Annotated in this window: 29 protein-coding genes; 21 read left to right on the forward strand and 8 right to left on the reverse strand. The window is 71.6% G+C overall.

Features of this window, described 5'->3' with window-relative positions; genetic code table 11:
- The first annotated feature begins 5 nt into the window (after positions 1–5).
- The 7 genes from AMR74_RS03350 (at position 6) to AMR74_RS03380 (ending at position 5,318) form a co-directional block, all read left to right on the forward strand.
- Positions 6–515 carry a cytochrome c oxidase subunit II gene (locus AMR74_RS03350; protein ID WP_053770634.1) on the forward strand — a complete coding sequence of 170 codons (510 nt, stop codon included), beginning with the start codon at positions 6–8 and terminating at the stop codon, positions 513–515.
- Positions 512–2,302, forward strand: a complete 1,791-nt coding sequence (locus AMR74_RS03355) for a b(o/a)3-type cytochrome-c oxidase subunit 1 (protein ID WP_053770635.1) — start codon at positions 512–514, stop codon at positions 2,300–2,302. Before AMR74_RS03350 ends, AMR74_RS03355 begins: the two co-directional genes overlap by 4 nt.
- On the forward strand, positions 2,299–2,514 hold the full coding sequence (locus AMR74_RS03360; protein ID WP_053770636.1) for a hypothetical protein: 216 nt from the start codon (positions 2,299–2,301) through the stop codon (positions 2,512–2,514). Before AMR74_RS03355 ends, AMR74_RS03360 begins: the two co-directional genes overlap by 4 nt.
- A gap of 103 nt (positions 2,515–2,617) precedes the next feature.
- Positions 2,618–3,001 carry a thioredoxin family protein gene (locus AMR74_RS03365; protein WP_053770637.1) on the forward strand — a complete coding sequence of 128 codons (384 nt, stop codon included), beginning with the start codon at positions 2,618–2,620 and terminating at the stop codon, positions 2,999–3,001.
- Between the two features lie 236 nt (positions 3,002–3,237).
- Positions 3,238–3,618, forward strand: a complete 381-nt coding sequence (locus AMR74_RS03370; protein WP_053770638.1) for a hypothetical protein — start codon at positions 3,238–3,240, stop codon at positions 3,616–3,618.
- 515 nt (positions 3,619–4,133) lie between these two features.
- A complete protein-coding gene (locus tag AMR74_RS03375) occupies positions 4,134–4,556 on the forward strand; it encodes an iron-sulfur cluster assembly scaffold protein (RefSeq protein ID WP_053770639.1) in 423 nt (140 codons plus the stop codon).
- A gap of 87 nt (positions 4,557–4,643) precedes the next feature.
- Positions 4,644–5,318, forward strand: coding sequence for an Sjogren's syndrome/scleroderma autoantigen 1 family protein (locus AMR74_RS03380; protein WP_053770640.1), 675 nt, complete (start codon positions 4,644–4,646; stop codon positions 5,316–5,318).
- Between the two features lie 244 nt (positions 5,319–5,562).
- On the opposite strand, the gene glmM is transcribed toward AMR74_RS03380, so the two are convergent.
- On the reverse strand, positions 5,563–6,927 hold the full coding sequence (glmM, locus tag AMR74_RS03385; protein ID WP_053770641.1) for a phosphoglucosamine mutase: 1,365 nt from the start codon (positions 6,925–6,927) through the stop codon (positions 5,563–5,565).
- 126 nt (positions 6,928–7,053) lie between these two features.
- Here glmM and AMR74_RS03390 point away from each other — a divergent pair, with 126 nt between their 5' ends.
- Positions 7,054–7,644 (forward strand): hypothetical protein, encoded by a 591-nt coding sequence (locus AMR74_RS03390; protein WP_053770642.1) that lies wholly within the window; start codon positions 7,054–7,056, stop codon positions 7,642–7,644.
- Between the two features lie 53 nt (positions 7,645–7,697).
- Here AMR74_RS03390 and AMR74_RS03395 read toward each other — a convergent pair whose 3' ends face one another.
- The 4 genes from AMR74_RS03395 to AMR74_RS03410 form a co-directional block, all read right to left on the reverse strand.
- The gene (locus tag AMR74_RS03395) at positions 7,698–8,306 is read right to left on the reverse strand and encodes a DUF7504 family protein (RefSeq protein WP_053770643.1); all 609 of its coding nucleotides are present in this window, start codon (positions 8,304–8,306) and stop codon (positions 7,698–7,700) included.
- Between the two features lie 43 nt (positions 8,307–8,349).
- Positions 8,350–8,742, reverse strand: coding sequence for a hypothetical protein (locus AMR74_RS03400; protein ID WP_053770644.1), 393 nt, complete (start codon positions 8,740–8,742; stop codon positions 8,350–8,352).
- The gene (locus tag AMR74_RS03405) at positions 8,742–9,437 is read right to left on the reverse strand and encodes an RAD55 family ATPase (RefSeq protein ID WP_053770645.1); all 696 of its coding nucleotides are present in this window, start codon (positions 9,435–9,437) and stop codon (positions 8,742–8,744) included. Before AMR74_RS03405 ends, AMR74_RS03400 begins: the two co-directional genes overlap by 1 nt.
- A 106-nt stretch (positions 9,438–9,543) precedes the next feature.
- Positions 9,544–10,017, reverse strand: coding sequence for a chemotaxis protein CheW (locus tag AMR74_RS03410; protein WP_053770646.1), 474 nt, complete (start codon positions 10,015–10,017; stop codon positions 9,544–9,546).
- Positions 10,018–10,119: 102 nt separating this feature from the next.
- Between AMR74_RS03410 and cheB the strand changes: the two genes are divergently transcribed.
- The 9 genes from cheB (at position 10,120) to AMR74_RS03455 (ending at position 20,320) form a co-directional block, all read left to right on the forward strand.
- Complete coding sequence (gene cheB / locus AMR74_RS03415; RefSeq protein ID WP_137712093.1) at positions 10,120–11,214, forward strand: chemotaxis-specific protein-glutamate methyltransferase CheB; 1,095 nt, start codon at positions 10,120–10,122, stop codon at positions 11,212–11,214.
- Positions 11,214–13,532 (forward strand): chemotaxis protein CheA, encoded by a 2,319-nt coding sequence (locus AMR74_RS03420; protein WP_053770648.1) that lies wholly within the window; start codon positions 11,214–11,216, stop codon positions 13,530–13,532. The genes cheB and AMR74_RS03420 overlap by 1 nt, the downstream gene beginning before the upstream one ends.
- Entirely contained in the window at positions 13,529–14,347 is an 819-nt protein-coding gene (locus AMR74_RS03425; RefSeq protein ID WP_053770649.1) for a CheR family methyltransferase, read from the forward strand. The genes AMR74_RS03420 and AMR74_RS03425 overlap by 4 nt, the downstream gene beginning before the upstream one ends.
- Positions 14,347–15,561 carry a HEAT repeat domain-containing protein gene (locus tag AMR74_RS03430; protein WP_053770650.1) on the forward strand — a complete coding sequence of 405 codons (1,215 nt, stop codon included), beginning with the start codon at positions 14,347–14,349 and terminating at the stop codon, positions 15,559–15,561. The genes AMR74_RS03425 and AMR74_RS03430 overlap by 1 nt, the downstream gene beginning before the upstream one ends.
- Entirely contained in the window at positions 15,562–16,434 is an 873-nt protein-coding gene (locus AMR74_RS03435; RefSeq protein ID WP_053770651.1) for a CheF family chemotaxis protein, read from the forward strand.
- Between the two features lie 130 nt (positions 16,435–16,564).
- Positions 16,565–17,278 (forward strand): HAD family hydrolase, encoded by a 714-nt coding sequence (locus tag AMR74_RS03440; RefSeq protein ID WP_053770652.1) that lies wholly within the window; start codon positions 16,565–16,567, stop codon positions 17,276–17,278.
- Positions 17,275–17,967 (forward strand): class II aldolase/adducin family protein, encoded by a 693-nt coding sequence (locus AMR74_RS03445; RefSeq protein ID WP_053770653.1) that lies wholly within the window; start codon positions 17,275–17,277, stop codon positions 17,965–17,967. The genes AMR74_RS03440 and AMR74_RS03445 overlap by 4 nt, the downstream gene beginning before the upstream one ends.
- A gap of 125 nt (positions 17,968–18,092) precedes the next feature.
- On the forward strand, positions 18,093–19,064 hold the full coding sequence (locus AMR74_RS03450; protein WP_053770654.1) for a ribose 1,5-bisphosphate isomerase: 972 nt from the start codon (positions 18,093–18,095) through the stop codon (positions 19,062–19,064).
- Positions 19,061–20,320 (forward strand): carbohydrate kinase family protein, encoded by a 1,260-nt coding sequence (locus tag AMR74_RS03455; RefSeq protein WP_053770655.1) that lies wholly within the window; start codon positions 19,061–19,063, stop codon positions 20,318–20,320. The genes AMR74_RS03450 and AMR74_RS03455 overlap by 4 nt, the downstream gene beginning before the upstream one ends.
- Before the next feature lie 58 nt (positions 20,321–20,378).
- Here AMR74_RS03455 and AMR74_RS03460 read toward each other — a convergent pair whose 3' ends face one another.
- Complete coding sequence (locus AMR74_RS03460; RefSeq protein WP_240471122.1) at positions 20,379–21,065, reverse strand: hypothetical protein; 687 nt, start codon at positions 21,063–21,065, stop codon at positions 20,379–20,381.
- A gap of 105 nt (positions 21,066–21,170) precedes the next feature.
- A complete protein-coding gene (locus AMR74_RS03465) occupies positions 21,171–22,226 on the reverse strand; it encodes an asparaginase domain-containing protein (RefSeq protein WP_053770656.1) in 1,056 nt (351 codons plus the stop codon).
- A gap of 279 nt (positions 22,227–22,505) precedes the next feature.
- Here AMR74_RS03465 and AMR74_RS03470 point away from each other — a divergent pair, with 279 nt between their 5' ends.
- The 3 genes from AMR74_RS03470 (at position 22,506) to AMR74_RS03480 (ending at position 25,491) form a co-directional block, all read left to right on the forward strand.
- A complete protein-coding gene (locus AMR74_RS03470; RefSeq protein ID WP_053770657.1) occupies positions 22,506–22,727 on the forward strand; it encodes a hypothetical protein in 222 nt (73 codons plus the stop codon).
- A gap of 177 nt (positions 22,728–22,904) precedes the next feature.
- Positions 22,905–24,563, forward strand: coding sequence for a DUF255 domain-containing protein (locus AMR74_RS03475; RefSeq protein WP_053770658.1), 1,659 nt, complete (start codon positions 22,905–22,907; stop codon positions 24,561–24,563).
- 124 nt (positions 24,564–24,687) lie between these two features.
- Positions 24,688–25,491 (forward strand): TrmB family transcriptional regulator, encoded by an 804-nt coding sequence (locus tag AMR74_RS03480; RefSeq protein ID WP_053770659.1) that lies wholly within the window; start codon positions 24,688–24,690, stop codon positions 25,489–25,491.
- Between the two features lie 15 nt (positions 25,492–25,506).
- Here AMR74_RS03480 and mptA read toward each other — a convergent pair whose 3' ends face one another.
- Positions 25,507–26,433, reverse strand: a complete 927-nt coding sequence (gene mptA / locus AMR74_RS03485; RefSeq protein WP_053770660.1) for a GTP cyclohydrolase MptA — start codon at positions 26,431–26,433, stop codon at positions 25,507–25,509.
- A 271-nt stretch (positions 26,434–26,704) separates the two neighbouring features.
- Between mptA and AMR74_RS03490 the strand changes: the two genes are divergently transcribed.
- Positions 26,705–26,998 (forward strand): 50S ribosomal protein L21e, encoded by a 294-nt coding sequence (locus tag AMR74_RS03490; RefSeq protein ID WP_006112901.1) that lies wholly within the window; start codon positions 26,705–26,707, stop codon positions 26,996–26,998.
- The last annotated feature ends 1 nt before the right edge of the window (position 26,999 follow it).

A 26,999-nucleotide genomic window follows, 5' to 3' on the forward strand; every position in this document is an offset into this window, starting at 1 on the left:
CAGACGTGCACATTCATGCGTACGAGAAGCTGTGGCTCGCGCTTTCGGTCGTGTTGATCCTCGCGCTCATCGGCACCGTGACGTACGGGGCGGTCGGTCCCGGCGTAGCGATGGTCGCCGACACGCAGCAGACCGTCGACGCGACGGCGCTCGACGAGGACGAGCGGTTCTCTGAGCCCCGCGTCGAACAGGTGGGCGAAAACGAGTACGAGGCGTACGTCGTCGCTTACCAGTTCGGTTTCGAACCCTCCCCGATCGTCGTGCCGGCGAACAGTACCGTGACGTTACACGTCACCTCACGCGACGTGATCCACGGCTTCGAGGTGGTCGGCACGAACGCGAACACGATGGTCGTCCCGGGAGAGGTTTCCGAGATCACGGTCGAGACGGCGGAACCGACCGAATACGGGCTCCTCTGTAACGAGTACTGCGGCGCGGGCCACCACGTCATGGAGGGGAAGATCCACGTCGTGAGCCAGTCGGAGTTCGAGAACCGCGGGGGTGACTCGGCGTGAGCACCGCCATCGAGTCCGAACGGACGTTCGTCGACAAGTTCCCGGACGAGGCGCGCGTCGTCCGCGCGGCCTTCCTGAGCGCCTTCTTCGCGCTGTTCCTCGGCGCGATCTTCGGGATCGTCCAGACGCTCCACCGGACCGACATCGCGCGCATCATCCCCTCGACGGACTACTACACCGTTCTCACCGCACACGGCGTTTTCATGGTGATCAGCTTCACGATCTTCTTCCTCGTCGGGCTGTTCACCTGGGCGCTGACGCGCAGCCTAGATCGGCCCCTGATCAACATCAAAATAACGTGGACGTGGTACGGTCTGATGGCGGCGGGCATGACGCTCACCGGGATCTCGATCCTCGCCGGGTTCGTCGACTCCATCGACATGAGCGCGGACGTGCTGTTCACCTTCTACGCGCCGCTTCAGGCGCATCCGCTGTTTTACACGGGGCTCGTGGTGTTCATCGTCGGCACGTGGATCGCCGGCGCCGACTGGTTCCGGACGTTCCTCGCGTGGCGGAGCGACCACCCCGACCAACGGATTCCGCTTCAGGCGTTCATGGTGTTGACGACGATGACGATGTGGTACATCGCCACGTCCGCCGTGGCAGCCTCGGTGCTGCTGTTCCTGCTCCCGTGGTCGCTCGGCCTGATCGACCAGGTGAACCCGACGCTCACTCGGACGCTGTTCTGGTTCTTCGGCCACCCGGTCGTCTACTTCTGGCTGATGCCGGCGTACATGCTCTGGTACACCGTGCTGCCGAAGATCGCCGGCGGGCGCCTGTTCAGCGACCCGCTCGCTCGCGTGGTGTTCGTGCTGTTCCTCCTGCTTTCGACCCCGGTCGGGATCCACCACCAGTACCTCGACCCCGGAATCGCGGAGGGGTTCAAGTTCATCTCGATGACGAACACGATGTTCCTGCTACTGCCGAGCCTGCTCACCGCCTTCACCGTCGTCGCGAGCGTCGAGTACGGCGCCCGTCAGAACGGCGGTACCGGACTGCTGGGCTGGCTCACGAACCTCCCGTGGCGGAAGCCGGAGTTCACCGGTATGATGCTGGCCGGGCTGATGTTCGCCGCGGGCGGCTTCTCCGGCATGGTGAACGCCGGGATGAACATCAACTACCTCATCCACAACACGCTGTGGGTCCCCGGCCACTTCCACCTCACCGTCGGGACCGCGGTCGCGCTGACGATGATGGCCGGGACGTACTGGATCTGGCCGCAGATCAGCAACAAACCGATCTACAGCCGCACGATCGGGCTGTTCCAGGTAGTGCTCTGGTTCATCGGCATGGCGCTGATGTCGAACGCGATGCACGCGCAAGGGCTGCTCGGCGTGCCGCGCCGGACCGCCGAACCGGAGTACACCGGCTTCGACTACCCGACGATGTTCGGCGGGTTCGAGGAGCTCAACATCCAGATCGCGATCGGCGGGACGCTGCTTTTCATCTCGACGATCCTCTTCCTCGGGAACCTCGTGTTGACGATGGGGAACCCGACGGTCTCCGGGCTCGCGGAGACGCTTCCCACACCGGTCTCCGGACCGGAGGACGCCCCGCAGGTGCTCGATAACCTTCGCCTGTGGGTGAGCATCGCGGTCGTGCTGGTCGTGCTCGCGTACGCCCTCCCGATCGCGGCGATCATCAGCCGCGGCGGGCTCCTCGGACCCGGCGTCGGCACCTATCCGGTGTGGCTCGTGCCGCTCGTCGACGCGTTGGCGAACGCGATCGAGCCGCTCGCCGGCACGGTCGGCGACGCGTCGGCCGCGTTCGCCGAGGTGGTCCGATGAGCGTCGACATCTCTCGCGGCGGGCTGCTCGTCACGCTCGCGATCTTCGGCGTGATCGTCTACGAGCTGCGCACCGTGCTCGATTTCATCGGGATCGAACTCCCGATCATCCCCTACATGGCCGCCGTCTTCGTCCTCGCCGGCGCCTCGGTCTGGTACGTCACGCTGAAGGGCGGGTGGCGGACCGAACCCGAGGGCGACAGGCCTGCGTAGCGACGCGGGCGCCGTCGCTCACGCTCTCCTCGCTTCCCGTTTCACCTCCGGAGCCGGTGTTCCCGACAGAAGCAGTTATGCCCGTCCGCGACCGATCGTGCGCATGGAATCCAATACTGCCGCAGACGCGTCCGAAGCGACCGGCGGCTCCGCGGACGCTCAGCGTCCGGTCTCGCTGTCGGACGAGGCCGACCTCGACGCCTTCGTCGGCGACGCGGCCGTCGCGCTCGTGGAGTTCTACACCGACGGCTGCGGCATCTGCGCGAGCATGGAACCGGTGATCGGGAACGTCGCTCGCGGCGTCGAGGCCGACCTCGCGGTCGGGCTGGTGAACCCCCGCGACGACCCGCCGCTGGTCGAGCGGTTCGACGTGCGGAGCGTCCCGCTGTTCGTCCTCTTCGTCGACGGCGAGCCGGTCGCACGCCGCGCCGATGGGTTCGTCCCCGGCGACGAGCTGACGGCGTGGGTCGAGGAACACGCGGTCTGAGAGGCTGAATCGTCGGTTCGACCCCTTCCGGGGTGTTCGGCGCGTCGGCGGCGCCTCCGAAGCCCCGTCCGTTCGCCAGCACAGCTTCTTGTTGTTGATTCCCGCAGAAGCGAGGGGTACTCGCCGCTGCGTTCAGCGGGCCGCCACGCTCTCCGTTAGTCGACGTTCAAATCACCAATCTCCGGGATAACAGCCACCACAGCGCTATTTATGCCGACAGGCGCCGATAAACCGTCATGATATCCGGGACGGAACTCATCCCCTTACAGATCGCTATCGCCGATCGAGTACTCTCGACCGTTCTCCAGGGAGCCACCGTGGCCGGGTTCATCGGGGTAAGCGCTCTCGCCGCTCACCTGCTGGTCCGAGCCTTCCGGACCGAGGGCGGCGGTCTCCGCGTTCGCGACGCGCAGATCATGTTGGCGGGCGCGAGCCTGCTGTTCCTCACGGGATTCACGAACCTGGTCCTCTCCGACGGCGCTCCCAGCGAGAGCCTCGCGGCCGTCGCGCTGGGGTTCGCGGGCGTCGCGTATCTGCTCTACACCACGGGTCCGGAGCTGTTCGAGCGGGCCGACCGAGACGAGACGCATCGGCTCGTCGACGACACGTCACACTAGCTCTCCGCTCCGTCACGCGGCTTCCCTGTGCTGGCCGAATCACGCCCCTTCTCCGATCGTTTCGACCGATACGCGCTCTGTACTCAGAGCGACCCGCCAACGCGAACACCACCGAAGCCCCAGTCGCTCGGCTGTACATCTCGGTTTATCAATCGCCGATCGACGCGAACACCACCGAAGCCTCAGTCGCGAGGCGGGCGCACGCTGGGGGCAGTCCTCGCTCGTTCGCTCCGCTCGCTCGCTGCGGGCCTTCCGTCGCCTGCGCCCGCCTCGCGACTGCCCCTTCGAGTCGCGCCCCCGACAACACCGCAACCGCAGCCTCACGCCCCCCCAGCCTCGTCGCTGGCGGCTGGCGCCGCCAGCGACTCCCTCGCGCGTGCTCCTCGCGCCCGACGGGCGCTCGGAGGCACGCGCCGTCGCACCGCCCTGCGTTTATAAATAGACGCTCGACACAATTCCCTCGAACCCCGCTCGACGGAACCCTTTTGAGCCGGACCGGCGTATCTGTGACCGATATGGGACTGGGCTCGGACATGTACCGACAGCAGATCCTCGACCACTACAAGAACCCGCGCAACTACGGGGAACTCGAGGATCCGGACTTCACGCACGTCGGCGAGAACCCCTCCTGCGGCGACACGATCCGGATGGAGGTGCGGCTCGACGACGCCGAGGAGACGGTCGAGGCGGTGCGGTTCACCGGCGACGGCTGCGCCATCTCGATGGCCTCGGCGAGCATGCTCTCGGAGCGGCTCCACGGGATGCCCGTCGACGACCTCGACGCGCTCGACACCGACGACGTCACCGAGATGCTCGGCGTCGACATCTCTCCGATGCGCGTGAAGTGCGCGGTGCTCGGGCGGCAGGTCGCGCAGGACGGCGCGAAGATCCACCGGGGCGAGCTCGACCCCGACGACCGCACGATTACGGAGGAGTAGCCGGCCGCGGCCGCCGGCTCTCGGCCGCCTCGCGGCGCCCGTCCCGAGCCCACCGGACTTTTGCCCGCGAACAACGTTCGTCCGCCCATGAGCGACGGCTTCGACAAGGAGGCGGAACGCGAGAAGCTCCGCGAGAAGTTCGCCGAGGACGAGCAGAAGCGCGAGCACACCCAGCGGATGTCCGAACTCCTCCTGAAGGGCGCGACGATGACGAACCGCCACTGCGGGGAGTGCGGCGACCCAATCTTCCGCCACGACGGCCGCGAGTTCTGCCCCACCTGCGGGAACGAGGTCGGCGGCGCGTCGGCCGCGGACGCCGGCGAGGCGCCGACTGATGCGGGCGACGCTCCACCCGCCGAGCCCGCGACCTCAGCCGACGAGGACCCGCAGGTCGGCGCCGACGCCGCGGCCGAGAACGGCGCGGTCGGTGGGGACGCGACCGACGCCGCCGCGAGCGACGCCGGTCGGTCGGGAGCGTCCGCGTCGAGCCCCGCGCAGTCACAACCCTCGGCGCCGCCCCAGCGGTCGGCGTCCCGAGGGACCGAGGCCCGGTCCGCCGACGACCCGCAGGCCGAGACCCCCCGGTCGTCTCCGTCGCCGGCGGCGGCGGACGCCGAGAGCGTCGGCGCGGCCCGCGCGTCGCTGACGCGGACGCTGACGCGCTTCGCCCGCGCGGCCGAGGAGACGGACGACCCGCGACGCGCCCGCGACCACCTCGAAGCGGCCCGCGAGGCGGCCGAGGCGCTCGCGGCGCTGGACTGAAACCGCTCACAAACTGCTCCGACGGGTCGCTGGGGAATACCACCAGCCCCGCCCGACCGCACAGCACCTCACACCTCCCCGGCCTCGTCGGCCTCCCCACGGTCGGCCGACTCCAGCGAGGGACCAGCGGCCCCTCTGGCAGTCGGGCGCAGCCCGACGACCCCGCGCGTGCTGTCTCGCTGCCGCCGGGAGCGACCGCTCGCAGGCACTCGCCACCGCGATCGTACTCGCAACAGGTCCGGCGTTATCGCCCGCTCTCGACGGCGACGCGCATGTCGGCCGCCAGTCGCTCGGCGCGGTCGGCGTCGGCGGACTCGGCGTAGATCCGGATCTTCGGCTCGGTGCCCGAGGGGCGGACGAGCACCCACGCGTCGCCGTAGTCGAGCCGGTAGCCGTCGGTCGTGTTCGGCTCCGCCTCGGCGGTCTCGACGTACGCCCGCGCGGCAGAGAGCATCTCGTCGCGCTCGCCGTCGTCCGCGTACTCGACGTTCTCCCGCACGAAGTGGTAGTCGGCGTACGGCGCGACGACCTCGCTAACGGGCGCGCCGTCCGCGGCCGCGAGCAGTTCGAGGAACCGCGCGCCGATGTACGCCCCGTCCCGCGAGAGCCGGTACGGCGGGAAGAAGACCCCGCCGTTGCCCTCGCCCGCGATGGGGACGTTCGTCCCCTCCTCGTGGAGCTCGCGGGTGCGGGTGATGATGTTCGTGGCCCCGATGGGGGTCAACTCGAGGTCGGCGTCGTTGGCGGCGCAGACGTCGACGAGCCGCTGGGAGACGTTGACCGCGCTGACGACCGCGTCGCCGGGTTCGAGGCAGGCGTCGGCCAGTGCCGCGAAGGAGGTGTCGCCGTCGACGAACTCGCCGTCCTCGTCGACGAACACGGCCCGGTCCGCGTCCCCGTCGTGGGCGATCCCCACGTCGGCGTCGGTGGTCGCCACCAGGCGCGAGAGGTCCGCGAGGTTCTCGGGCACCGGCTCGGAGTCGCGGCCGGGGAAGCGCCCGTCCGGGGTCGCGTTCGCGGTCAGCACCTCGCAACCCAGCTCGCGGTAGATCCGCGGAGACGCGACCGACGCGGCGCCGTGGCCCGGGTCGACCGCGACCGTCAGGTCGGCGTCGGCGACCGCCTCGGCGTCGACCGCAGCGGTCAGCTGGGCCGCGTAGTCGTCGACGACCCCCTCGACCGGCGTCGTCGCGCCCGCCGACCGCCAGTCGGCGTGGTCGTACTCGTCGTCGAGGACGCGCCGCTCGATCCGCTCTAACACGTCGACGGAGAGCTCGACGCCGTCGTCGCCGACGAGCTTGATCCCGTTGAACTCCGGCGGGTTGTGCGAGGCGGTGACGAGGACGGCGGGGACGCTCGCCGACTCGCAGTAGTTGCCGACCGCCGGCGTGGGGACGACCCCGAGGCGGTCGACGTCGCAGCCGACCGCGGCGAGCCCGCTCGCGGCCGCGTTCGCGAACAGCTCGCCGGTGGTCCGCGTGTCCCGGGCGACGGCGACGCGGTCGGCGTCCCACACCGTCCCGGCCGCCTTCGCGATGTCGAGGACGAGCGCGGGCGTGAGGTACCGCAGCGCGACCCCGCGGATGCCGCTCGATCCGAACAGCTCCATGCGAGGCCATCCGCCGGCCGAGGGGAAAGCGGTTCCGAACCGCCGCGGCCGCCCGCCGGGAGCGACGGGACGGAGCCCGCCGCGACGACGCGTGCGGTTCATGGCGGTGGCGCCCGTTCGCCCCGTATGGACCACACGCGACGCGACGCGCTCGCCGGGGGCGCGCTCGCCCTGTCCCTCGCGACCGCGGGCTGCCTCGACTTCGCCGCGGGCGACGGGCCGCAGGGTCCCGAGGGCACGCCGGCGACGCTGACCTGCGACGACGACGGGTTCGTCCGCCTCGATCGGCCGTTCGAGGCGCCGGTCACCGAGACCCTCGTCGAGACGGGCGAGACCACCGTGGAGCTCTCCTCCGAGGGGACGGCCGAGACGTACGGCCAGTCGTTCCGGCTCGTCCTCCGGAACACCGGCGACGCCCCGACGCCAACGCGCGGCGAGGCCGCCTACTCGATCCAGCGCGAGACGGGCGAGGGGTGGCTCGACGTCCGCGGGTCGACGACCGGTCGGGCGGCCGAACTCCCCCGGAGCGAGTCGACGCTCGACACGAGTTCGGCGTACGCTTGGGACGTCACGCTGACCGAGTCGGGCATCGCCGAGGCCGTCGACGGCGTCGACCTGGCGGTCTGTCCGCCGCTCGGCCCCGGGAGCTACCGGTTCGTCTACTGGGGGCTCGTCGACGCGCCGCCGATCGGCGCGGCGTTCGAACTGGTCGGGTGAGGCGGGGCCGACGCCCGACCGGAGCGTCGCCGAGGGGGCGGCTCGGAGGCGGCTCAGAACGGCCGCCAGTCGGAGGGCTTGCCGACCCGGCCGCGGACGCGGAACTCCCGGTCGTCGTCGTCCACGCGGGTCTCGACGACGACCTCGAACGGCTCGTGGAGGGTGTGGACGACCTGCTCGTCGTGGGCGGTCGAGCCGACGACGCCGACGAACGGCCACCCCTCGCCGGAGGTCTGCGAGGTCATCACCCTGGTGAACCGGTAGATCCGCTCGGGCTCCCAGTACATGAGTAGCTGCGAGAGCGAGTAGACGCCGACGGCGCGGTCGCGGCCCGCCGAGGACTCGACGACGTCGGTGAACTTGATCCCGATGTCGGTGAGGTTGCCCGCGCTGGCGACGTACTTCGTCGTCGGGGTGTCCTCGCGCTTGTCGCCCTGCTCGTGGGTGACGCAGTCGATGACGACCACGTCGTCGCCGTCGCGTCCCGTCAGCCCCTCGTAGTCGTCGCGGACCTTCTCCGCGGTCCGCCCCGTCGAGATGACGACCGGGCCGTCGGACCACGCCGCGAGCAGCCGGTTGAACAGGTCGTACTTCCCGCTCATCGGGGGACCGCTGATGAGGACGCTGTCGGCACCGCGGACAGCGTCGGGAAGCACGGTCATGTGTCGAGTGTGAGAGAGTGCGGGGTAAAACCCTTCCGAGGGATCACTTCCGCAGCATCGAGGGGAGGTCGAGCGACGACGGCGGGCCCTCCGGCGGTTCGTCGGTAAGTGTCAACTCGCGTATCGCACCGGGGAGCGCGGCGGGCACCGGCGACTCCCGCGGCTCGCCGAGCCCGTCGACCAGCTCCGCCCAGACCTCGTCGGCCTCGGGGTCGTCCCGCTCCGCCGTCGCTTCGAGCGCCTTCGTCCGGCCCTGGTCGTACGCCAGTTGGATGATGCTTCGGTCGTACTCGCCGTCGAAATCCCGGAGCACGCGGTCCAGCTCCGCCGGCCGGGGGTCGCCGACGCACGACGCCACGCCCAGCGCGAAGGCGCGCTCGACGGCCTCCTCCCGGGAGAGGTCGTCCCACTCAGTGCCGAACGTGCGGGCGTACATCAGTGCGTCACCGTCGCTGCCGAGCCCACGCGGAGCCCCACGTCGGTGAACTCCACGTCCTGGATGTCGGTGTCGACGTCCGTCCCTCGCATCTTCAGTACCTGGATCCCGCGCCGCATCCCCTCGTCCTCGAGGTAGTTGTGCATGAAGACGACGCCGTGCGCGAGGTAGTGCTCCTCCGAGTAGGCGCTCGGGTCGGTCATCTCCGATATCAGGAGCGTCGTGGCGTCGGTCCGCTTCAGCGAGGAGAGCAGCTGGATCATCGTGTCCTCGTCGTCGTCGAGGAGGAACCGCAACAGCATGGTCGAGTCGAAGACGACCCGGTCGATGTCGCGGGAGTTGATGAAGCCGGTGAGCCGGTTGGTGACGCCGGACCGGTCGCGGCGGTCGCCGGGGAGCCCGAAGAAACGGCGACCGTCCGACGAGAAGGAGTCGAGGAAGGTGACGCGGTCGGAGTCGAGCGCGCGGTCGAACCCGAACTCGTAGCCGCTCATGTCCTCGCGAATCCCCTCCTTGGTCTCGTGCATGCTGATGTAGAGGACGTCTTCGCCGTTCCGGGCGCCCTGGGCCGCGAACTGCGAACAGAAGGTCGTTTTGCCGCTCCCGGGCGGCCCGCTCACCACGTACAGCCGACCGTCGGGAAACCCGCCGTCGACGAGGCCGTCGAACCCCGGGACGCCGCTTGAGACGCGCATACGTACGTGACACGTTGGGCCGCTGATAAGCGTTGGCACCCGGTTCTCACGGGTGAGAACCGATCGGCCGCGGCGGCCCGGCGCGGCCGACGGCCGGATCCGCCGTCTACGCCTCCGCGGCGTCGACGTCGTCGAGGTCGGCGGCGAGCGCGTCGTCGACGTCCGGCGAGACCCACACGACGAACCGGTCGTCGGACTTGACGATGCCGCGGACGCCCTCGTCCTCGACGGTGGTGCCCCGGTCGACGTCCTCGGGCGAGACGTCGCGGACCTGGAACACCTCGTCGACCATCCAGCCGACGGTGCCGCCCTCGTCGATCTCGGCGTCGTCGAAGACGACGATCCGCTCGCGCTTCCCGTCCCCCTCGATGTCGAACAGGGTCTTCGGGTCGACGATCGTCGTCGTCCGGCCGCGGAGGTCCATCACGCCCTCGACGTGGTCCGGCGAGTTGGGGATCCGCGTGAGCTCGCCCGCGTCGACGATCTCGTCGATGACGCCGATGTCCAGACAGTACGTCCCGTCGCCTAGCCCGAACTCCAACACCTTGGTCGGTTCGGCCTCCGCCTCTGTGGCTGCCATGCCCACACCTGCGGTAAACCGACAAATAACCGTGTTCCCTGAATTATCAGGGGTGATTACTGGGTCCGTGGATTTATGCTGATTCTGCGCCCGCCCTGTGACATGAGCAGGACGACGGATCGGCGCGGCGGTCGGGACGGGTCGCCGCGGGTGGTGGTCGTCGACGACTCCCCGTTCATGCGGGGGCTGATAAGCGACCTCCTGAGCGACGCCGGGGTCGCGGTCGTCGGCGAGGCGGGGGACGGTGAAGAGGCGCTCTCGGTGGTCGCCGAGACCCGTCCGGACGTCGTCACGATGGACGTGGAGATGCCCGGGATGGGGGGACTCGAAGCGGTCGAGCGGCTGATGGAGGAGACGCCGACGCCGGTGTTGATGCTGTCGGCGCACACCGACGAGGGCGCGGAGGTCACATTCGAGGCGCTGGACCGCGGGGCGGTCGACTTCTTCGCGAAGCCCGGCGGCGAGGTGTCGACCGGCGTCTCGCGGGAGTCCGACCGGCTCGTGGAGGCGGTACGCTCGGTCGCGGGCGCCGACCTCGACGCCGCGACCCGGGAGCGCGACGACCCCAGCGGGGCGGCGTCGCGGTCGCCGGACGCGGGCTCCGACGCGGACGGAGCGGCCGTCGACGAACCGTTGACAGTGGTGATCGCGGCCTCGACCGGCGGCCCGAACGCGGTCGAGCGCGTGCTGTCGGCGCTGCCGATGGCGGACTGCCGCGTGGTGATCGTCCAGCACATGCCGGAGGCGTTCACCTCGCGGTTCGCGAAGCGGCTCGACGCCGCCTCCGCGTACGACGTGCGGGAGGCGAGCGACGGCGCGCGGATCGGCGCCGGCGAGGCGCTCGTCGCCCGCGGCGGGAGCCACACGGTGATCGACAGCTACCGGGCGGGCCGGCTCCGCGTCAAACTCGACGCGGACGACGACACCCACACCGTCACCCCCGCGGCCGACGTGACGATGCGGTCAGCCGCAGAGGTGGTCGACGACCCGCTCGTCGGCGTCGTGTTGACCGGGATGGGGTCGGACGCCGCCGAGGGCGTCCGCGCGATGGCCGACGCCGGGGCGCGCACGCTGGCGCAGAGCGAGGACACCTGCGTCATCTACGGGATGCCGAAGCGCGCGGTCGAGACCGGCGGGGTCGACGCGGTGTACGACCTCGACGACGTGGCCGGCGCGATAGTCGGGGGTGAGGCCTGATGGACTCCCACCGCGCGGCGTTCGTCGCCGAGGCCGAGGACGGCATCACCGACCTCAACAACGCCTTACTCGCTCTGGAGGCCGACCCCGAGGACGCCGAGGCGATGGACGACGTGTTCCGCGTCGCCCACACGCTGAAGGGGAACGCGGCGGCGATGGGGTACGAGGACGTCTCCGACTTCGGGCACGCGCTGGAGGACCTGCTGGACGCGGTCCGACAGGGCGAGCGCGAGGTGACGCCGGAGCTGATGGACCTCCTCTTCGAAGGGGTCGACGCCGTCGAGGCGATGGTCGAGGAGATCGCCGACGCCGGCGAGGTGTCGACGGACCCCTCCGACCTCGAATCGCGGCTGCGCGAGATGGAGGAACACGGCACCGTCGGCGGCGGGGACGGCGCCGACGGCGGAAGCGAGGACGCGGCAGAAGCCGACGATCAAGACGCTGATGCCGAGGACGCCGACGCCGAGGAGCCCGACGACGGCGACTCCGGCGGCGACGCCGACGACGCCCCGGACCTCTCGGTGCCGGAGCCGCCGGCGGGCGCGGCCGACCTGCCGGACCCGGTCGCGTACGCGGACGTGACGATCGGCGACGCCCAGATGCCGGGCGTCGACGCGGCGCTCGTCCTCCAGGCCCTCGACGAGCAGTTCGACGGCCACGCGACCGACCCGTCGCCGGAGGCGCTGGAGGACGGCGAGTACGACGAGTCGTTCGACGCCTTCGTCGGCGGCGCCGACCCCGACGTCGTCGCAGAGGGGCTCCGGGCGCTCACGCAGGTCGAGTCGGTCGCCGCCGTCGCGGTCGGCGACTCGGGCGACGCGGACGACGAGGAACCCGAGTCGGTCGACGCCGATGCGGGCGATGCGGCGGAGGACGACACAGCAGCGGACGACGCAGCGGGGGGCGACCCGGCCGACGACGACGACGCGGCCGCCGACCCGACGCCCGCCGAAGCAGCCGATGAAGCGAGTTCGGACGAGGAGGCCGACGAGGCGGACGAACGGTCCGACGACGGCGGCGACTCCGGCTCCGCCGGGGGGTCCGACTCCAAGTCCGGCGACGAGATCAAGTCGATCCGCGTCGACGTCGACCAGGTCGACGAGCTGTACGGCCTCGTCGAGCAGCTGGTGACGAGCCGGATCAAGCTCCGCCGGGAGATAGAGGGGACGGACGCGGAGTCCGACGCCTTAGACGAGCTCGACAAGCTCGCCTCCAGCCTCCAGGACACGGCGATGGACATGCGGCTCATCCCGTTCTCGCAGGTGTCCGACTCGTTCCCGCGGCTCGTGCGCGACATCTCGCGGGACCTCGACAAGCGGATCGACTTCGAGATCGAGGGCGACGACGTGGAGTTGGACCGCACGATCCTCACGGAGATGCGCGACCCGCTCGTCCACGTCCTGCGGAACGCGGTCGACCACGGGATCGAGCCGCCCGAGGAGCGCGAGGCCGCCGGCAAGGACCCGACCGGTCGCGTGGAGCTCACGGCCGAGCGCGAGCGCGACCACGTGATCATCGAGGTCTCGGACGACGGGAGCGGACTCGACCCCGACCAGCTCCGCGACAAGGCGGTCGACGAGGGCGTCAAGAGCCGCGAGGCGGTCGAGGCGATGGAGGACGGCGAGGTGTACGACCTCGTCTTCCACCCCGGCTTCTCCACCGCGGACGAGGTCACCGACGTCTCCGGCCGCGGCGTCGGGATGGACGTGGTCCGGACGACCGCCCGCGACCTCGACGGCTCCGTCTCGATCGAGAGCGAGCCGGGCGAGGGGAGCACGGTCCGCTTCCGGCTGCCCGTCACCGTCGCCATCGTGAAGGTGATGTTCGTCGACGTCGGCGGCACGGAGTACGGCATCCCGATCAAGTCGATCGCGGAGGTCGCCCGCGCCGACGACGTCGAGGAGGTCCACGGCGACGAGGTCGTCAGACACGAGGACGACCTCTACCCGGTCGTCCGGCTGAACGAGCGGCTCGGCGAGATAGACGCGACGGCGGCCGAGTCGACCCCGACCGAGTCGCCCGCCGCGGACGGCGGCGTCGCGGTCGACGAGCCGGGCGACGACGGGTTCGTCCCGGCCGATCCCACGGCGGCCGACTCCGCCGACGAGCCCGGCGGGGACCCGACCGACGACGGCATGCTCGTCCGCATCCGCGAGGAGACGCGCCAGGTCGCGCTCCACTGCGACGCGGTGTTAGACCAGGAGGAAGTGGTCGTCAAACCCCTCGACGGCCCGCTCTCGGGGACGCCGGGCCTCAGCGGCACGGCGGTCCTCGGCGACGGCGACGTCGTGGCCGTGCTCGACGTGGTGAGCCTATGAGCCGGTCGACGGACGACGGCGAGACGGCGTTCGAAGGCGTGCTCCGCCAGATCGACGACACGGTCCCGTTCGAGCCGGGGTACTACAACGAGTCGTACCTCGACCGCCGGATCACGGCGCGGATGCGCCGCCGCGACACCGAGTCGCACGCCGAGTACGAGCGCATCCTCCGCGAGGACGCCGAGGAGCGGCAGGCGCTGATGGACGCGCTCACGATCAACGTGACGGAGTTCTTCCGCAACCCGGAGATGTGGGACGTGCTCCGCGACGTGCTGCGCGAGCGGACCGCGGACCAGCGGCGCGTGCGCGTCTGGTCCGCGCCCTCGGCGGACGGCCGCGAGCCGTACTCGGTCGCGATGTTGGCCTGCGACGACCCCGAGATCGACGAGTCGCGCGTGGAGGTGCTCGGCTCCGACATCAGCGAGGAGGCGCTCGACAACGCCCGTGACGGCGTCTACCACACGACGCGGACGACCGACATCGCCGAGGAGCTCGAACCGCTCTCCGATCCGGACCGCTACGTCGAGCGCGACGGCGACACGTTCCAGGTCCGTGCCGCGGTCAAGCGACTCGTCGACTTCGAGACGCACGACCTGATCCGCGACGGCGCCCGCGACCCGTTCGACGTGGTGTTGTGCCGGAACCTGCTCATCTACATCGACGTCGACCACAAGTCGGCCCTGTTCGACACGTTGGAAGCGTCGCTCGCCGACGACGGCGTCCTCGTCTTAGGGATGACCGAGAGCGTCCCCCCGGACCGGAGCGACCGCTACGAACCAATCGACAAGCGACGGCGGGTGTTCGGGAGGCGCTGATGTCGCTGTACCAGCACGCTCGGGACGGGAACGTAGACAGCATCCGAGACGCGCTCGCGAGCGACAGCGCGGCCGTCCGGAGGCGCGCCGCCGAGTTCCTCGGGGAGATCGCCGACGAGAGCGATCAGGCGACCGTCGACGCGCTGCTCCGCGCGGCGACGACGGACGACGACCCCGAGGTCCGCGGGGCCGCGGTCGACGCGCTCGACGAGATCGGCGAGGCCGCGCTCCAACAGCTCCTCGAGGAGCTGACGGGGGGCCGCAGCGACTCGGAGGCCGAGTGGGTGACCGCCCAGAAGTTCGCCCGCGCGCTGGAGGCCGACCGCCCGGAGCTCCGGATGGCGGCGGCGAACGCGCTCGGGCGCCTCGACGACGCGAGCGGCCTCCAACCGCTCGTCACCGCGCTCGACGACGAGGACCCCCGCGTCCGGCTCCGCGCGGCGCAGGCCTGCGGGACCTTCGCCGACCCCCGGGCGATCCCGGGGCTGCGAGAGCGCCTCGACGACGCTGAGCCGCGGGTCCGGCGCGCCGCGGCGAACGCCTTGGGCACGATCGGGACCGACGAGGCGCTGTCGCCCCTCCTCGACCTGCTCGACGACGGCGACGAGTCGATCCGCCGGATCGCGGCCGGCGCGCTCGGGAAGGCGAGCACCCCGGAGCCGGTCGAGCCGCTCGCGCGGGCGCTCGGCGACGAGAGCGGGGTCGTCCGCAACGCCGCCGTCTACTCGGTGATCGAACTGCTCTCGAACGTGCCGACCCAGCAGAGCCACGCGGTCCGCGACCAGGTGGTCTCGGAGCTGAAGGCGGCCGACGACGCGACCGTCGTCGAGCCGCTGGTCGAGATCCTCACCGAGGGCCGGCAGTCCCGCCAGCGGCGGAACGCGGCGTGGATCCTCGGGCGCGTGGCCGACCCGGACGCGTCGGCGGCGGTGGAGGCGCTCGCCGACGCGCTCGCGGACGACGACCCGCAGACCGCGCAGTTCGCGGCCACGAGCCTGAAGAGCCTCGGCGGCCCGGTCGCCGAGGACCGACTGCTCGACAGGCTCGGGCCCGAACACCCGGATGACGCCCGCGCGAAGGCGGTGTTCGTCCTCGGACAGATCGGCGGGCAGGAGACGCTCAACCGGCTCGAAGAGTACGCCGACGACGACAGCCAGGCCGTCAGGAAGCGCGTGTTCTCGGCGGTCTCGAAGCTCCGCGCGGGGGGTCCCTAAATGGCGCAGAAGGACGGCGAGTACAAGATCACGGACACGCAGGCGAAGTTCGCCGTCGCGGTCCGCGAGGGCCGCAAGGTGAGCGACGTGTCGTGGACGCCCGGACGCGTCCTCCTCTCGAACCGGCGGCTAATCCTGGCCGGCAACGACGGGAAGCGGACCGTCCCGCTGTCGAAGCTGGAGCGGCTCGGCGGGCGCCACGACGCGAACCAGTCGGTCGCGCGCGTCTCCAACTACGTGAGCTTCGACCTCGGCGAGCAGGTGCTGCTCGTCGCCGCCTCGGACCACGAGCTGTTCGAGCGTGACGTGTACCGCGCGCTGCTCGACCAGAAGACCGTGATGGCGAAACACCCCGCCATCGAGGGGGGCGTCGTCCAGGACACCGAGTGGGAGCAGGCCCGCGTGAAGATCGACGAGAACGGGCTCAACGCGGCCCTAGAGCGCGGCGCGTTCGTGAAGTTCGACCTCGACGACATCAGCGGCCTCGACGCCGCGAAGCGCACGGTGAACGGCGAGAAGAAGCCCGTCATCGAGGTGTCGCACACCGACGACGAGGGGACGAGCATCGAGACGCACGTCGCCGGCGAGCCGAGCCGGATGCGGTTCGTCGAGTCGTGGCTCCGGAAGGGCGAGGAGCGCTCGTCGACGAACGTCGACCTCTCCAGCCGCGACCGCGAGGTGCTGATGGCGCTGTACTCCGGCGTCTCGCCGTTCGAGATCCCCTCGTTCCTCGGGATGGACGTCGACGACGTGGAGGAGACGTTCGAGCGGCTCGTCGAGTTAGAGGTCGTCGAGGAGGTCCGGATCCGCCGCGAGGTCGCGCTCAACTCCCGCGGCCGCAACATCGCCAGCGAGGCGATGAACGAGCAGTAGGCGCCCGATCTCCGGGAGCGACGGCCGCCCTGCCGCGCCACTGCTCTGCTGCCGCGCCGCTGCTCCGCCGCCGCGCCGCCCTGTCGGCGCGTCGAACCACGCTTAAGTCGCCGCCCGGCGCAGTACGGGCATGAGCTACGAGGCAGTGCTTTTCGACCTCGACAACACGCTGTACCCGTACGCCCCCTGTAACGAGGCGGGCAAGCGGGCCGCGCTCGACGCCCTCCGCGAGCGCGGGTACGAGCTGGACCGCGCGGCGTTCGACGACCTGTACGCGACCGGGCGGCGGGAGACGAAGCGCGAGACCGGCGGCACCGCGGCCTCGCACTCCCGACACGTCTACTTCAAGCGCGGGCTGTCCCGGCACGCCGGCGGGCCCGACCCCGCGGGCGCGCTGGCGGCCGGCGACGCCTACTGGAACGGCTTCCTCGGCGCGATGTCGCTCTGTGACGGCGTCGAGGCGGTCTTCGACGCCCTCGACGCGGCGGGGGCCGACGTCGCGGTCGTGACGAACCTCACCACGCGAGTCCAGCTTCGCAAGCTCGTGCGCCTCGGGATCGACGACCGGATCGACCTGCTCGTCACCTCCGAGGAGGTGGGCCGCGAGAAGCCGAGCGCGCTCCCGTTCACGACCGCGCTCGCGGCGCTCGACCACCGCCCGAGCGAGGCGCTGGCCGTCGGCGACAACGTCGAAACGGACGTCTCCGGCGCGGACGCCGTCGGCATCGACTCGGCGCTGTTCGTCGCCGACGGCGACGCGCCCCCCAGTGCGGACCTCCCGGCGCGACAGCGCCCGGACCACCGGCTCGACGCCTTCGCCGACCTGACGGAGGTGGCGGCGTGAGCCCCGACGGCTCCGGCGCCGGCTCCGACCTGGACGCGAACCCGGACCTCCTGCGCGAGGCGCGCGAGGCGGTCGTCGAGTACGCGCCGGCGCTCGCGGACCTGACGCCCGGCCGGACCGGGAACCTGAGCGTCCGCGAGGGCGACCGCGTCGCCGTCACGCCCACCGGCGTCCCGTACGACTCCTTCGACGCGGTCGACGTGCCGGTGGTCTCGCTCGACGGCGAGCGGCTCGCCGGCCGGATGGCGCCGTCGAGCGAGGTGCCGATGCACACGGGCATTTACCAACACGACCGGCCCGGCGCGATCGTCCACACCCACTCGCCGTGGGCGACGACGATGGCGACGCTCCACCGGCGGCTCCCGCCGATCCACTACATGATCGCCGCGGTGGGCCGAGAGGTCCCGCTGGCGGATTACGCGCCGTACGGCACCGAGGAGCTGGCCGCGAACGTCGTCGCCGCGATGGCCGAGGCCGACTCCGACGCCGCAATCTTAGCGAACCACGGGCTCGTCGTCACCGGCCCCGACGTGGCGACGGCGGTCGAGAACACCCGCCACGTCGAGGACATCTGTCGGCTCTACCTGCGCGCGTCCGCCGTCGGCGAGCCGCACGTCCTCACCGACGAGCAGATGGCGACGGTCGAGGAGCGCTTCGAGAGCTACGGGCAGCAGCCCGACGCGGAGTAGAGCGGGCTGACGCGGAGCAGAGCGCCCCAACGTGGAGCAGAGCGGCCCGACACCGGGCGGCGCCGGCGCCGTCTTCGCCGCCGGTCGGCCGGTTCTATAAATACACGGGCGGCTACCGGATCGGTATGACAGATACTGAGCCGTCGCCGGCGGTCCGCGAGACCGCCGAGTCGATCGCGACCATGGAGATCCGCGGCGCGGCCACCATCGCCTCCGCCGCCGCCGAGGCGCTCGCCGACCAGGCCGCCGCCGCGGCCGAGGCGGACGCGACCGCGAGCGACCCCGAGGCGTTCCGCGCGTCGATGCGCGCCGCGGCGCGGACGCTCCGCGAGACGCGCCCGACAGCGGTGTCGCTGCCGAACGCCCTCCGCTACGTCCTCCAGCGGATGGAGGGCGACTCGGTCGACCGGCTCCGTCGGAGCATCGTCGACGCCAGCGAGTCGTTCGTCGACCAGCTCGACCGCGCGCAGGAGGACCTCGGGCAGGTGGGCGCGAACCGCCTCGCGGACGGCGACACGGTGATGACCCACTGCCACTCCACCGACGCGCTGGCGTGCATCGAGGCGGCCGTCGAACAGGGGAAGTCGATCTCGGCGGTCGTCAAGGAGACGCGCCCGCGCCAGCAGGGCCACATCACGACCGAGGCGCTCCGCGAGATGGGCGTTCCGGTCACGCTCATCGTCGACTCCGCGGCGCGGCGCTACCTCGACGAGGTCGACCACGTCGTCGTCGGCGCCGACTCGATCGCCGCGGACGGCGGCGTGATCAACAAGATCGGCACCTCCGGGCTCGCGGTCAACGCCCGCGAGCGCGGCGTCCCGATCATGACCGCGGCCCAGACGATCAAGCTCCACCCGGAGACGCTGACGGGCCACACCGTCGAGATCGAGATGCGCTCGGAGGAGGAGGTGATCGAGCCGGGGACGCGCGACGCGATCGGCGATATCACCGTCGAGAACCCCGCGTTCGACGTGACGCCGCCGCGGTACATGGACGCGATCGTCACCGAGCACGGCCAGTTCCCCCCGGAAAGCATCGTGACGCTGATGCGGGAGCTGTTCGGCGAGGGCGCCGCCGAGCCGTGGGCCGAGCCATGAGCGGGCGCGACGGCGCTCCGGGCGACGACCCGCCGGCGGGCGACCCGGCCGACGGCGATCCCTCCAACGACGCCAACCCCGCCGAGGGCGAGGGCGTCGACGACTGGGACGAGACCGTCGCGGAGTGGGAAAGCGAGGTCGACGAGTGGGAAGGCGACCCCTCCGGCGACGCGAGCGACGCCGACGGCGACGCGGACACCCACGGCGACGCCGGTAACGGGACCGCCGCCGACGCCGCCTCCGACGACGACGTCGACCCCGCGATCGATCGCGACCCGGACCTGACCCCGGACGACGCCGACCGCGTGCCGAAGGTCGTCTCGGCGGGCCACATCAACTGGGACGTGACGATCCACGTCGACAGCCTCCCCGAGCCGGACGGCGAGACGCGGATCGACCGGCTCGAACAGTCCGGCGGCGGCAGCGCGGCGAACGTCGCGGTCGGGCTCGTCGACCTCGGCGGCCAGTCGGTCGTCTACGGCAGCGTCGGCGGCGACGAGTCGGGCGCGCTGGCGCTGCGCGAACTCGCGAGCGCCGGCGTCGACCCCGGACAGGTGCTCGTCGACGCCGACGAGCCAACCTCGGTGAAGTACGTCATCGTCGACGGCGGCGGCGAGCTGCTCATGCTCGCGAACGACGGCGCCAACGAGTCGTTCTCCGCGGCCGGGCTCGACCGCGACACGCTCGCGGCCGCCGACCACCTCCACCTCACCGGCCAGCAGCCCGAGACCGCCGCGGCGCTCGCGACCGCGGCGGCGGAGGCGGGCGCGACCCGCAGCTTCGACCCCGGTCGCCGCGTCGCCGACCGCGAGTTCGACGCCGCGCTCCACGCGAGCGACGTGCTCTTCGTAAACGACCGCGAGGCCGACGCGCTCGACGCGGCGACCGACGTGGACCCGTGGGAGCCGGACGACCGCGTCGTCGCGATCAAGCTCGGCGACGAGGGCGCGACGGTGCGGACGCCGCACGGCAGCGTCTCGCACCCGGGGTTCGACGCCGACCCGGTCGACACGACCGGCGCGGGCGACGCCTTCGCGGCCGGGTTCCTCGCGGCCGCGCTCCGCGAGCCGGAGATCACCGGCGACGGGTTCTCGCACGACCCGCGCGACTATCAGGCGTCGATACTCGTCGGCAACGCCTGCGGCGCCGTCGCCACCGAATCGGTGACCGCCCGCACCGACCTCTCGTGGGACCGCGTCCGGGAGCGGATGGGCGAGTCGCCCGAGACGGACCTCCTGATCGAAGTACGGGCCTGAACCGGGCGCGGGCGTCGTCCGCGGGTCGCGCCCTCGCGCAGCGGCGCGGAGCGGGCCGCTACACGTCGTTTTCGGCCGAAACAGGAACGGCCGAGTGGTCCCCGGCGGAACAGATCCCGCCGGCGAGCCGGTCCGAGTCCGGGACGCCCTCGCCGTCGCGCACCGTCCCCGTTTCGCCCCAGCCGTCGGTGACGGAGAGCCGGGCCGCGTCGGGGAGCGGGTCGCTCGTGACCCGGATCAGCGCGGCCGAGTAGGTGATCGCGTCGCCGCAGGCGACGTCGTCGCTCCCCGGCCCCCGGACCGTCGCGTCCGCGACGAAGGTCCCGTCCTCGACGCCCATGCCGGTGCTATCGAACGTGATCTCGTCGTGACAGGTGTCGGGACCGACGGACTCGACGTAGACGAGCACCGACGCCGCGAAGTCGGTCTCCTCGACGAACGCGCGGACCGCTTCGGGCGCGTCGTCGAGGAGCCACGAGGCCTCCCCCTCCTCGGTGATCAGCGTGCAGAAGCCGCGCCGCTCGGTCCGGTCCCACGCGGGGCCCGAGAGGGCGGCACCGACCTGCCGGACGACCGTCGTTACCTCCTCGTCGTCGCTGTCGGCCCCGTCGCCGCCGTCTCCGTCGGTTCCGCCGCCGTCGGTCCCGCTCCCGTCCGCCGGGACGCCGGCCTCGGTACACCCCGCGAGCGCGGCGACGCCGCCGGCGACGCCGTAGAGGGCCGCTCGTCGCGTGAGCTGACTCATACCTCCACATACGCGGGCGGTACATAAGGGTCTCGTGTAAACGAAAACAAACGTCTGACCGACACCGGCAGGCGATTCCGCCTCTTCAGCGCGCCCGCGGCCGTCTCACGCCGGCGCGAACAGCGCCTCGATCCTCTCGCCGTCGAGGCCGGCGGCGAGGCCGAGCGCGAGCGCGACCCGCGCCTTCGCGGCCGGGAGGTCGCCGGCGAACGTCGCGCCGTGGTCCGCGAGCGTGACGGCGCCGCCCGGCGTCCCGTACACCGGCTCCGTCGGCCCGGCCGGCGGGCGGCCGGCGACGACGACCGGCACGGACGCGACCGCCTCGCCGAGCGCGTCGCCGAGCGCCGCCGTGACGTTGCCGAGGCCCGTCCCCTCGACGACGACTCCGCCGACGCCGGCGTCGAGCGCGCGTTCGAGGGCGCCCGCACCGACGCCGGTCCCGGAGTGGATCACCGGGACCTCTGGCACGTCGGAGGGGCCCTCGATCGCGTCCGCGAGCGGGTCGACCGCGACGCCGCGCTCGGGGGTACGGACGAGCCGCGAGGCGTCGCGGGTGAACGTCGCGACCGGCCCCGTCCCCGGCGAGGTCATCGTCGACAGCGCGTTGCTGTGCCCCTTCACGACGTCGCGGGCGGCGTGGAGCTCGTCGTCGAACGCGACGTGAACGCCGCGCGAGAACCGGGCGTCCGCGGCAGCCCGGACCGCGAGCGCGAGGTTCGCTGGGACGTCGCTGGAGGGCTCGTCGAGGCGGCGCTGCGCGCCCGTGACGACGACCGGCGCGCCGAGGTCCGTGAGGAGGTCCAGGGCGAACGCGGTGTCCGCCAAGGTGTCCGTCCCGTGGGTGACGACGACGCCGTCGGCCCCCTCGCCGACCGCGTCGCGGGCGGCCGCCGCGGTCGCGAGCACGTCCCGCCACCGCACGTCGAACCCCGGCTGCGAGCACACCTCGGTCGTCGTCACCCGGGCGTGGTCCGACACGGCCGGCACCGCGGCCACGAGGTCCTCGCCGGTCTTCTCGGGCGCCGCGCCGTCGTCGCCGGGCTCCGAGGCGATGGTGCCGCCGCAGGCGACGACCGCCACCCGCGGGCGGCCGCCGTCGGCGCGGGCGTCGTCTCGGTCCCTCCGGTCATCGCGTCGGTCGCGGCGATCGGTCTCGGTCATGCCCCCCCTCGCCGCCCGACGGACAAAGCGGTTGGTGCCGCGGCAGTCGTCCGGGGCCGCGTTCGCCGGGGCGCCGCGGTCGGTCCCGCGTGACGCCCCGCGAGCGACCGGAGCGCGCGGATCGGCGACGATTCCAGAACAAAGGATTAGCGGGCTCGATGAACGGTTAAAACGTTTCTGCGGCGGTTGTGAAACGACCCGATCGGTCGAGAAACGCCGTGAAATTCGCCGAACCCTCGTCGGGGTATATGTGGGTCCCCGTCGTACGCGGAAGTGTCCATGTCAACCCCCGCTCCCACCCAGATCGCCTCCGGCGACCGGCTCGCCGGGCTGATGACCGGTACCGTCAAGGCGGCCGCCTTCTGGGCGGCCATCGCCATCCCGGCGGCGTACCCCGTGCTGCTGTACTCGGGGCTTGACGGCGGCACCGGGCGCCTGTTCGTCGCCCTCCTGTTCGCGAACGCCCTCGCGCTCGCGCTCGGCCACGACTACAAGCGCTGACGCCGGACCCCTGCCCGAACCGCCCGTCCGAACGCCGACACGTCGCGTGGACACCGACGCAGCGCCCTCCTCTCGCCCTCCGTCGTTTTCCGCACAGCCGCCGCTCTGTCCCCTCCGCTCCCCGCCCCGGCCGCCCGCTCTCGAAGCGCTTACCCCCGCCCCAGTCCGACTGGGGATATGAGCGACGAGACCCGCGTCGAGTGGCGCGACTGGGGCCCCGAGGCGTTCGCCGAGGCCGACGAGCGCGACTGCCCGGTGCTGCTCTCGCTGTCGGCCACCTGGTGCGAGGGCTGTCACGAGATGGACGCGATCACCTACGCGGAGCCGCGGATCGCGGCCAACGTCAACGAGGGGTTCGTCCCGGTCCGCGTCGACGTCGACCGCCGCCCGCGGGTGCGCGAGCGGTACAACATGGGCGGGTTCCCGACGACCGCCTTCCTCACGCCCGAGGGGACGCTGCTGACGGGCGCGGGCTACCTCGACGTGGACGGGATGCGGCAGGTCCTCGAGTCGGTCCGGCAGATGTGGGCCGACAAGGGTCGGGAGGCCGGGCGCGTCCCCCGCGCGCTCGACGCCGACCTGCCGCCCCGCGGCGAGGTGACCGACGCGATAGAGAGCCACTTGGCGGGCCAGCTGGAGGCCAAGTACGACGCCGAACACGCCGGCTGGGGGACCGACGCGAAGTTCCCGCTCCCCCGCACCGTCGAGTTCGCGCTGAAGCGCGACCGGAACCGGGCGCTCCGGACGCTCGACGCGGTCCGCGACCACCTGACCGACGACGTCGACGGCGGGTTCTTCCGGTACGCGGACACGTCGGACTGGGGCGACGTGGCCTACGAGAAGCCGCTCGACACGAACGCCGCCGTCACCCGCGCGTTCGCCAACGCCTTCCTCTACACCGGCGACGAGGCCTACCTCGACCCCGCGCTCGACGCCGTCTCCTTCCTCACGGACGACCTCTGGACGGGCTACGGCGTCGGCGGGAGCCTCGGCCCGGGGCTCGGCCGCGCCTACTACGCCGCCCCCGCCGAGGACCGCGCCGACCTGGACGATCCCCGCCGCGACCTCACCGTGTTCGCGGGCGGCAACGCGCTCGCCGCGGACGCGCTCCTCGCGGTGGCCGCCTACACCGACGACGAGCGGGCCCGCGAGTACGGCGGGCGCATCCTCGACGGGCTCGAACGCGACCTGATCGACGCCGAGGCCGGCGAGGTGACGCACTACCGCGGCAGCGACGAGGCCGGCGAGTCCGACCTGCTCGAAGACGCCGCCCGCGTCGTCGGCGCGTACGTCCGCGCCGCCGGCGTGCGCGGCGAGGGCGCCGCCGTCGCCCGCGCGGTCGCGGACCGAGCGGTCGACCGGCTCCGCGTCGACGGCTCCTTCGTCGACGGCCCGCGCTCGGGCCCGGGGCTGCTCGACCGGTCGTTCCGCCCGCTCGACGCCAACGTCGAGATGGCGACGGCGCTCTGCGACCTCGCGGCGCTCACCGGCGAGGACCGCTACCGCGAGGTCGCGCGGGAGACCGCCGAGGCGTTCGCCGGCGCCACCGAGCGGCTGAGCGTTCAGGTCGCCGCCTACGGGAGCCTCGCGGCCCGGGTCCGGCGCGGCACGACCGCCATCGCCGTCGGGACGGAGCCCGGGAGCGACCTCCACCGCGCCGCGTGGCGGGTCGCCGACCACGAGAAGGTCGTCGCGCCGAACGCCCACGAGGCCGACGCGCCGGCGCCGCGGACGGTCCCCGAGGGGACCGCGGTCGTCCTCGCCGGCGACGGCGCCTCGGAGCCGGCGGAAACGCCCGACGAGTTGATGGACCGGGTCGGCGACGTGCTCGCCTGAGATCCGGGACCGGGCTGGATCGGCGCGTCGGCGGCAGCGGTCTCGCTTCGACGGGCGCCCGCGAGGCACCTCGCGGATCGTAAACGGACGATGCGTTTATACGGGCGCCGGGGCATCCCAGCGTATGGCATCTCTTCGCGACCTGGGGCTCTCCGAGTACGAGGCCCGGGCGTACCGCGCGCTCCTTCGGACCGGGCCGACGACGGCCAAGGACCTCTCGCGGGCCAGCGAGGTTCCGATGGGACGGATCTACGACGTGCTCAACAGCTTGGAGCAACACAGCCTGGTCCGCAGTCAGGCCGCGAGCCGCCCGAAGAAGTACGTCGCGGTCGAGCCGGACGCGGCGCTCGACCGGCTGCTCGACGAGAAGAAGGAGGAGCTGCGGACGCAGGCCGAGCAGTACGAGTCCGTGGTCGACGACCTCTCGGCGGAGCTCGACGCCGGCGAGCCGGTCGACGGCCAGTTCTGGACCGCGGCCGTCGGCGCCGAGGAGGCGACGGACCTCCTCTTAGAGCGGATCGCCGCCGCGGAGCGCCGGGTCGTCGTGGTCGCGGGCGCGCCGGCGACCGGCTTCGACCTCGGAACGATCGGCGAGCAGGTGACCGCCGAGCTCGAGTCCGCGCTCGAACGCGGCGTGGAGATCCGCGTCCTGCTGTCGCCGGCGACGGTCGACGCGCTCCCGCGGAGCGTCGGGCGCCGGTACACCGCGGAGCTGGCCGAGGTGGACGGGTTCGAGGTCCGGACCTCCCCGAACGTGGACGGGACGTTCAACGTGTTCGACGAGATAGAGGTGTGTATCGAGGTCCCGCACCCGCTGTCGGCGGACGAGCCGTTCGCGATGATCGACGTGAAGGACATCGACTTCGCGACGAGCGTGAAAGAGCAGTTCGAGCCGCGCTGGGCGGACTCGGAGCTGCTGACGTTCTGAGTCCGTGGCGGCGGGCTATCGGTCGAGCTCGTCGCGGAGGTCGCCCAGCCGGACCTCGCGCTCGGCGTGGGCGTTGTGCTGGTGGATCGACTCGTCGTTCGACTGCTTCATGTGGATCACGGCGTCGTCCGAGAGGTGCGGGAACTCGGTGACGGTGCCCTCGGCGAGCGCGCGGACGCAGTCCTCGACGAACTTCGCGTCGGCGTGGGCCTCGTAGGTCATGTGGTCCTCGTCGGGCCGTTTCGCCATGTTGTAGATGCGCGCGCTCATCGAGTCGCGGGCGACGTCGATCACGTCCCGGAGGTCCACGTCCGGGTGGCCGTCGGTCGTGATCGTCAGGGTCGCGTGGCCGCGCTGGGAGTGGCCCGGTTGCGGGACGGCGTCGAGGAACTCCTCGGTCGTCTCCTCGTCGACGCCCAGCTCGGCGAGCTTCTCGCGGGCCCGCGACTCGCTCATCCCCTGCGAGCAGGGGCAGACGGTCATGCCGGTGACCTCGGCGCCGATCTCCTCGCGGGTGCCCTCCTCGGTGGCGGTCGCGCTGGCGACGATCGTCGCCGTGCTCTGGGTCTCGATGTCCGACGCCGGCGTGTGCTCGCGGGTGACGAGCTCCGCCGTCATCGACACCTCGGCGGTGGTCGTGTAGTCGTGCTTCTCCAAGAGCCGCTCGGCGGCGTCGCCGCAGACGTCCTCGACGCGGTACGCCTCTTCGCGGGTGATGTCTTCCAATATCTCGTCGACCGTCGCGAGGTTCCGCGACATGTCGATCCCCTTCCGCCCGCTCGGGAGGTCGACGAACACCTCGAACTCCGCCATGAGAACGATGGGGCGCTTGTCGCCGCGCGCCAGCTTGACGAGCTTCTCCACGCCGGTGACGCCGACCTGCGATAGCCCGACGGTGACGTCGGGGGACGACGCCTGTACGTCCGGCAGCTGATGACTCATTACGAACATGATAGGGACTCCCGGGATTAGCCCTTTCGGAAGGGGGAGGTTCGTCTGGTAGTCGCGCGCACCCGGCCGCGCGAGGAGCGGGTGGTGAGAGGAGCGGGTCGCGCGAGAAACCGGGTCGCGAGCGCGGCGTCCTCGAAGCCCCGTCGACCGAGCGGTTCCGGCGTCGTCGGGTCCCGCGGATCGCCGCGTGTGTGAGGAGCCAACGTCCTGCGGGTCGTAACGCACGATTTATAACGGCGGCAGCGGAAGGTATCTCAAGACCATGCCGAGTTCCAATGGGCCGCAGAAGGCGACTCGCGACAAGCTCTCGAACAAGCCCCGCAACCGCGGCACCTCCCCGCCGCAGCGAGCGATCCAGGAGTTCGACGAGGGGTCGCAGGTCCACCTCAAGATCGACCCGAGCGTCCCCAAGGGCCGCTTCCACCCCCGCTTCGACGGCCGGACCGGAACCGTCGTCGGCAAGCAGGGGTCAGCGTTCAAAGTCGAGATTCCGGACGGCGGCAAGACGAAGACCCTCATCGTCACCGCCGCCCACATGCGGGCGCAGCAGAACTGAG

It is taken from the genome of Halorubrum tropicale (genome assembly GCF_001280455.1).
GTDB classification, from domain to species: domain Archaea; phylum Halobacteriota; class Halobacteria; order Halobacteriales; family Haloferacaceae; genus Halorubrum; species Halorubrum tropicale.

Bases quoted from the DNA above. Each gene is read 5' to 3' on its own strand.
- AMR74_RS03360 (WP_053770636.1), top strand. From the start codon at position 2,299: ATGAGCGTCGACATCTCTCGCGGCGGGCTGCTCGTCACGCTCGCGATC.
- AMR74_RS03365 (WP_053770637.1), top strand. From the start codon at position 2,618: ATGGAATCCAATACTGCCGCAGACGCGTCCGAAGCGACCGGCGGCTCC.
- AMR74_RS03370 (WP_053770638.1), top strand. From the start codon at position 3,238: ATGATATCCGGGACGGAACTCATCCCCTTACAGATCGCTATCGCCGAT.
- AMR74_RS03375 (WP_053770639.1), top strand. From the start codon at position 4,134: ATGGGACTGGGCTCGGACATGTACCGACAGCAGATCCTCGACCACTAC.
- AMR74_RS03380 (WP_053770640.1), top strand. From the start codon at position 4,644: ATGAGCGACGGCTTCGACAAGGAGGCGGAACGCGAGAAGCTCCGCGAG.
- glmM (WP_053770641.1), bottom strand. From the start codon at position 6,927: ATGGAGCTGTTCGGATCGAGCGGCATCCGCGGGGTCGCGCTGCGGTAC.
- AMR74_RS03390 (WP_053770642.1), top strand. From the start codon at position 7,054: ATGGACCACACGCGACGCGACGCGCTCGCCGGGGGCGCGCTCGCCCTG.
- AMR74_RS03395 (WP_053770643.1), bottom strand. From the start codon at position 8,306: ATGACCGTGCTTCCCGACGCTGTCCGCGGTGCCGACAGCGTCCTCATC.
- AMR74_RS03400 (WP_053770644.1), bottom strand. From the start codon at position 8,742: ATGTACGCCCGCACGTTCGGCACTGAGTGGGACGACCTCTCCCGGGAG.
- AMR74_RS03405 (WP_053770645.1), bottom strand. From the start codon at position 9,437: ATGCGCGTCTCAAGCGGCGTCCCGGGGTTCGACGGCCTCGTCGACGGC.
- AMR74_RS03410 (WP_053770646.1), bottom strand. From the start codon at position 10,017: ATGGCAGCCACAGAGGCGGAGGCCGAACCGACCAAGGTGTTGGAGTTC.
- cheB (WP_137712093.1), top strand. From the start codon at position 10,120: ATGAGCAGGACGACGGATCGGCGCGGCGGTCGGGACGGGTCGCCGCGG.
- AMR74_RS03420 (WP_053770648.1), top strand. From the start codon at position 11,214: ATGGACTCCCACCGCGCGGCGTTCGTCGCCGAGGCCGAGGACGGCATC.
- AMR74_RS03425 (WP_053770649.1), top strand. From the start codon at position 13,529: ATGAGCCGGTCGACGGACGACGGCGAGACGGCGTTCGAAGGCGTGCTC.
- AMR74_RS03430 (WP_053770650.1), top strand. From the start codon at position 14,347: ATGTCGCTGTACCAGCACGCTCGGGACGGGAACGTAGACAGCATCCGA.
- AMR74_RS03435 (WP_053770651.1), top strand. From the start codon at position 15,562: ATGGCGCAGAAGGACGGCGAGTACAAGATCACGGACACGCAGGCGAAG.
- AMR74_RS03440 (WP_053770652.1), top strand. From the start codon at position 16,565: ATGAGCTACGAGGCAGTGCTTTTCGACCTCGACAACACGCTGTACCCG.
- AMR74_RS03450 (WP_053770654.1), top strand. From the start codon at position 18,093: ATGACAGATACTGAGCCGTCGCCGGCGGTCCGCGAGACCGCCGAGTCG.
- AMR74_RS03455 (WP_053770655.1), top strand. From the start codon at position 19,061: ATGAGCGGGCGCGACGGCGCTCCGGGCGACGACCCGCCGGCGGGCGAC.
- AMR74_RS03460 (WP_240471122.1), bottom strand. From the start codon at position 21,065: ATGAGTCAGCTCACGCGACGAGCGGCCCTCTACGGCGTCGCCGGCGGC.
- AMR74_RS03465 (WP_053770656.1), bottom strand. From the start codon at position 22,226: ATGACCGAGACCGATCGCCGCGACCGACGCGATGACCGGAGGGACCGA.
- AMR74_RS03470 (WP_053770657.1), top strand. From the start codon at position 22,506: ATGTCAACCCCCGCTCCCACCCAGATCGCCTCCGGCGACCGGCTCGCC.
- AMR74_RS03475 (WP_053770658.1), top strand. From the start codon at position 22,905: ATGAGCGACGAGACCCGCGTCGAGTGGCGCGACTGGGGCCCCGAGGCG.
- AMR74_RS03480 (WP_053770659.1), top strand. From the start codon at position 24,688: ATGGCATCTCTTCGCGACCTGGGGCTCTCCGAGTACGAGGCCCGGGCG.
- mptA (WP_053770660.1), bottom strand. From the start codon at position 26,433: ATGAGTCATCAGCTGCCGGACGTACAGGCGTCGTCCCCCGACGTCACC.
- AMR74_RS03490 (WP_006112901.1), top strand. From the start codon at position 26,705: ATGCCGAGTTCCAATGGGCCGCAGAAGGCGACTCGCGACAAGCTCTCG.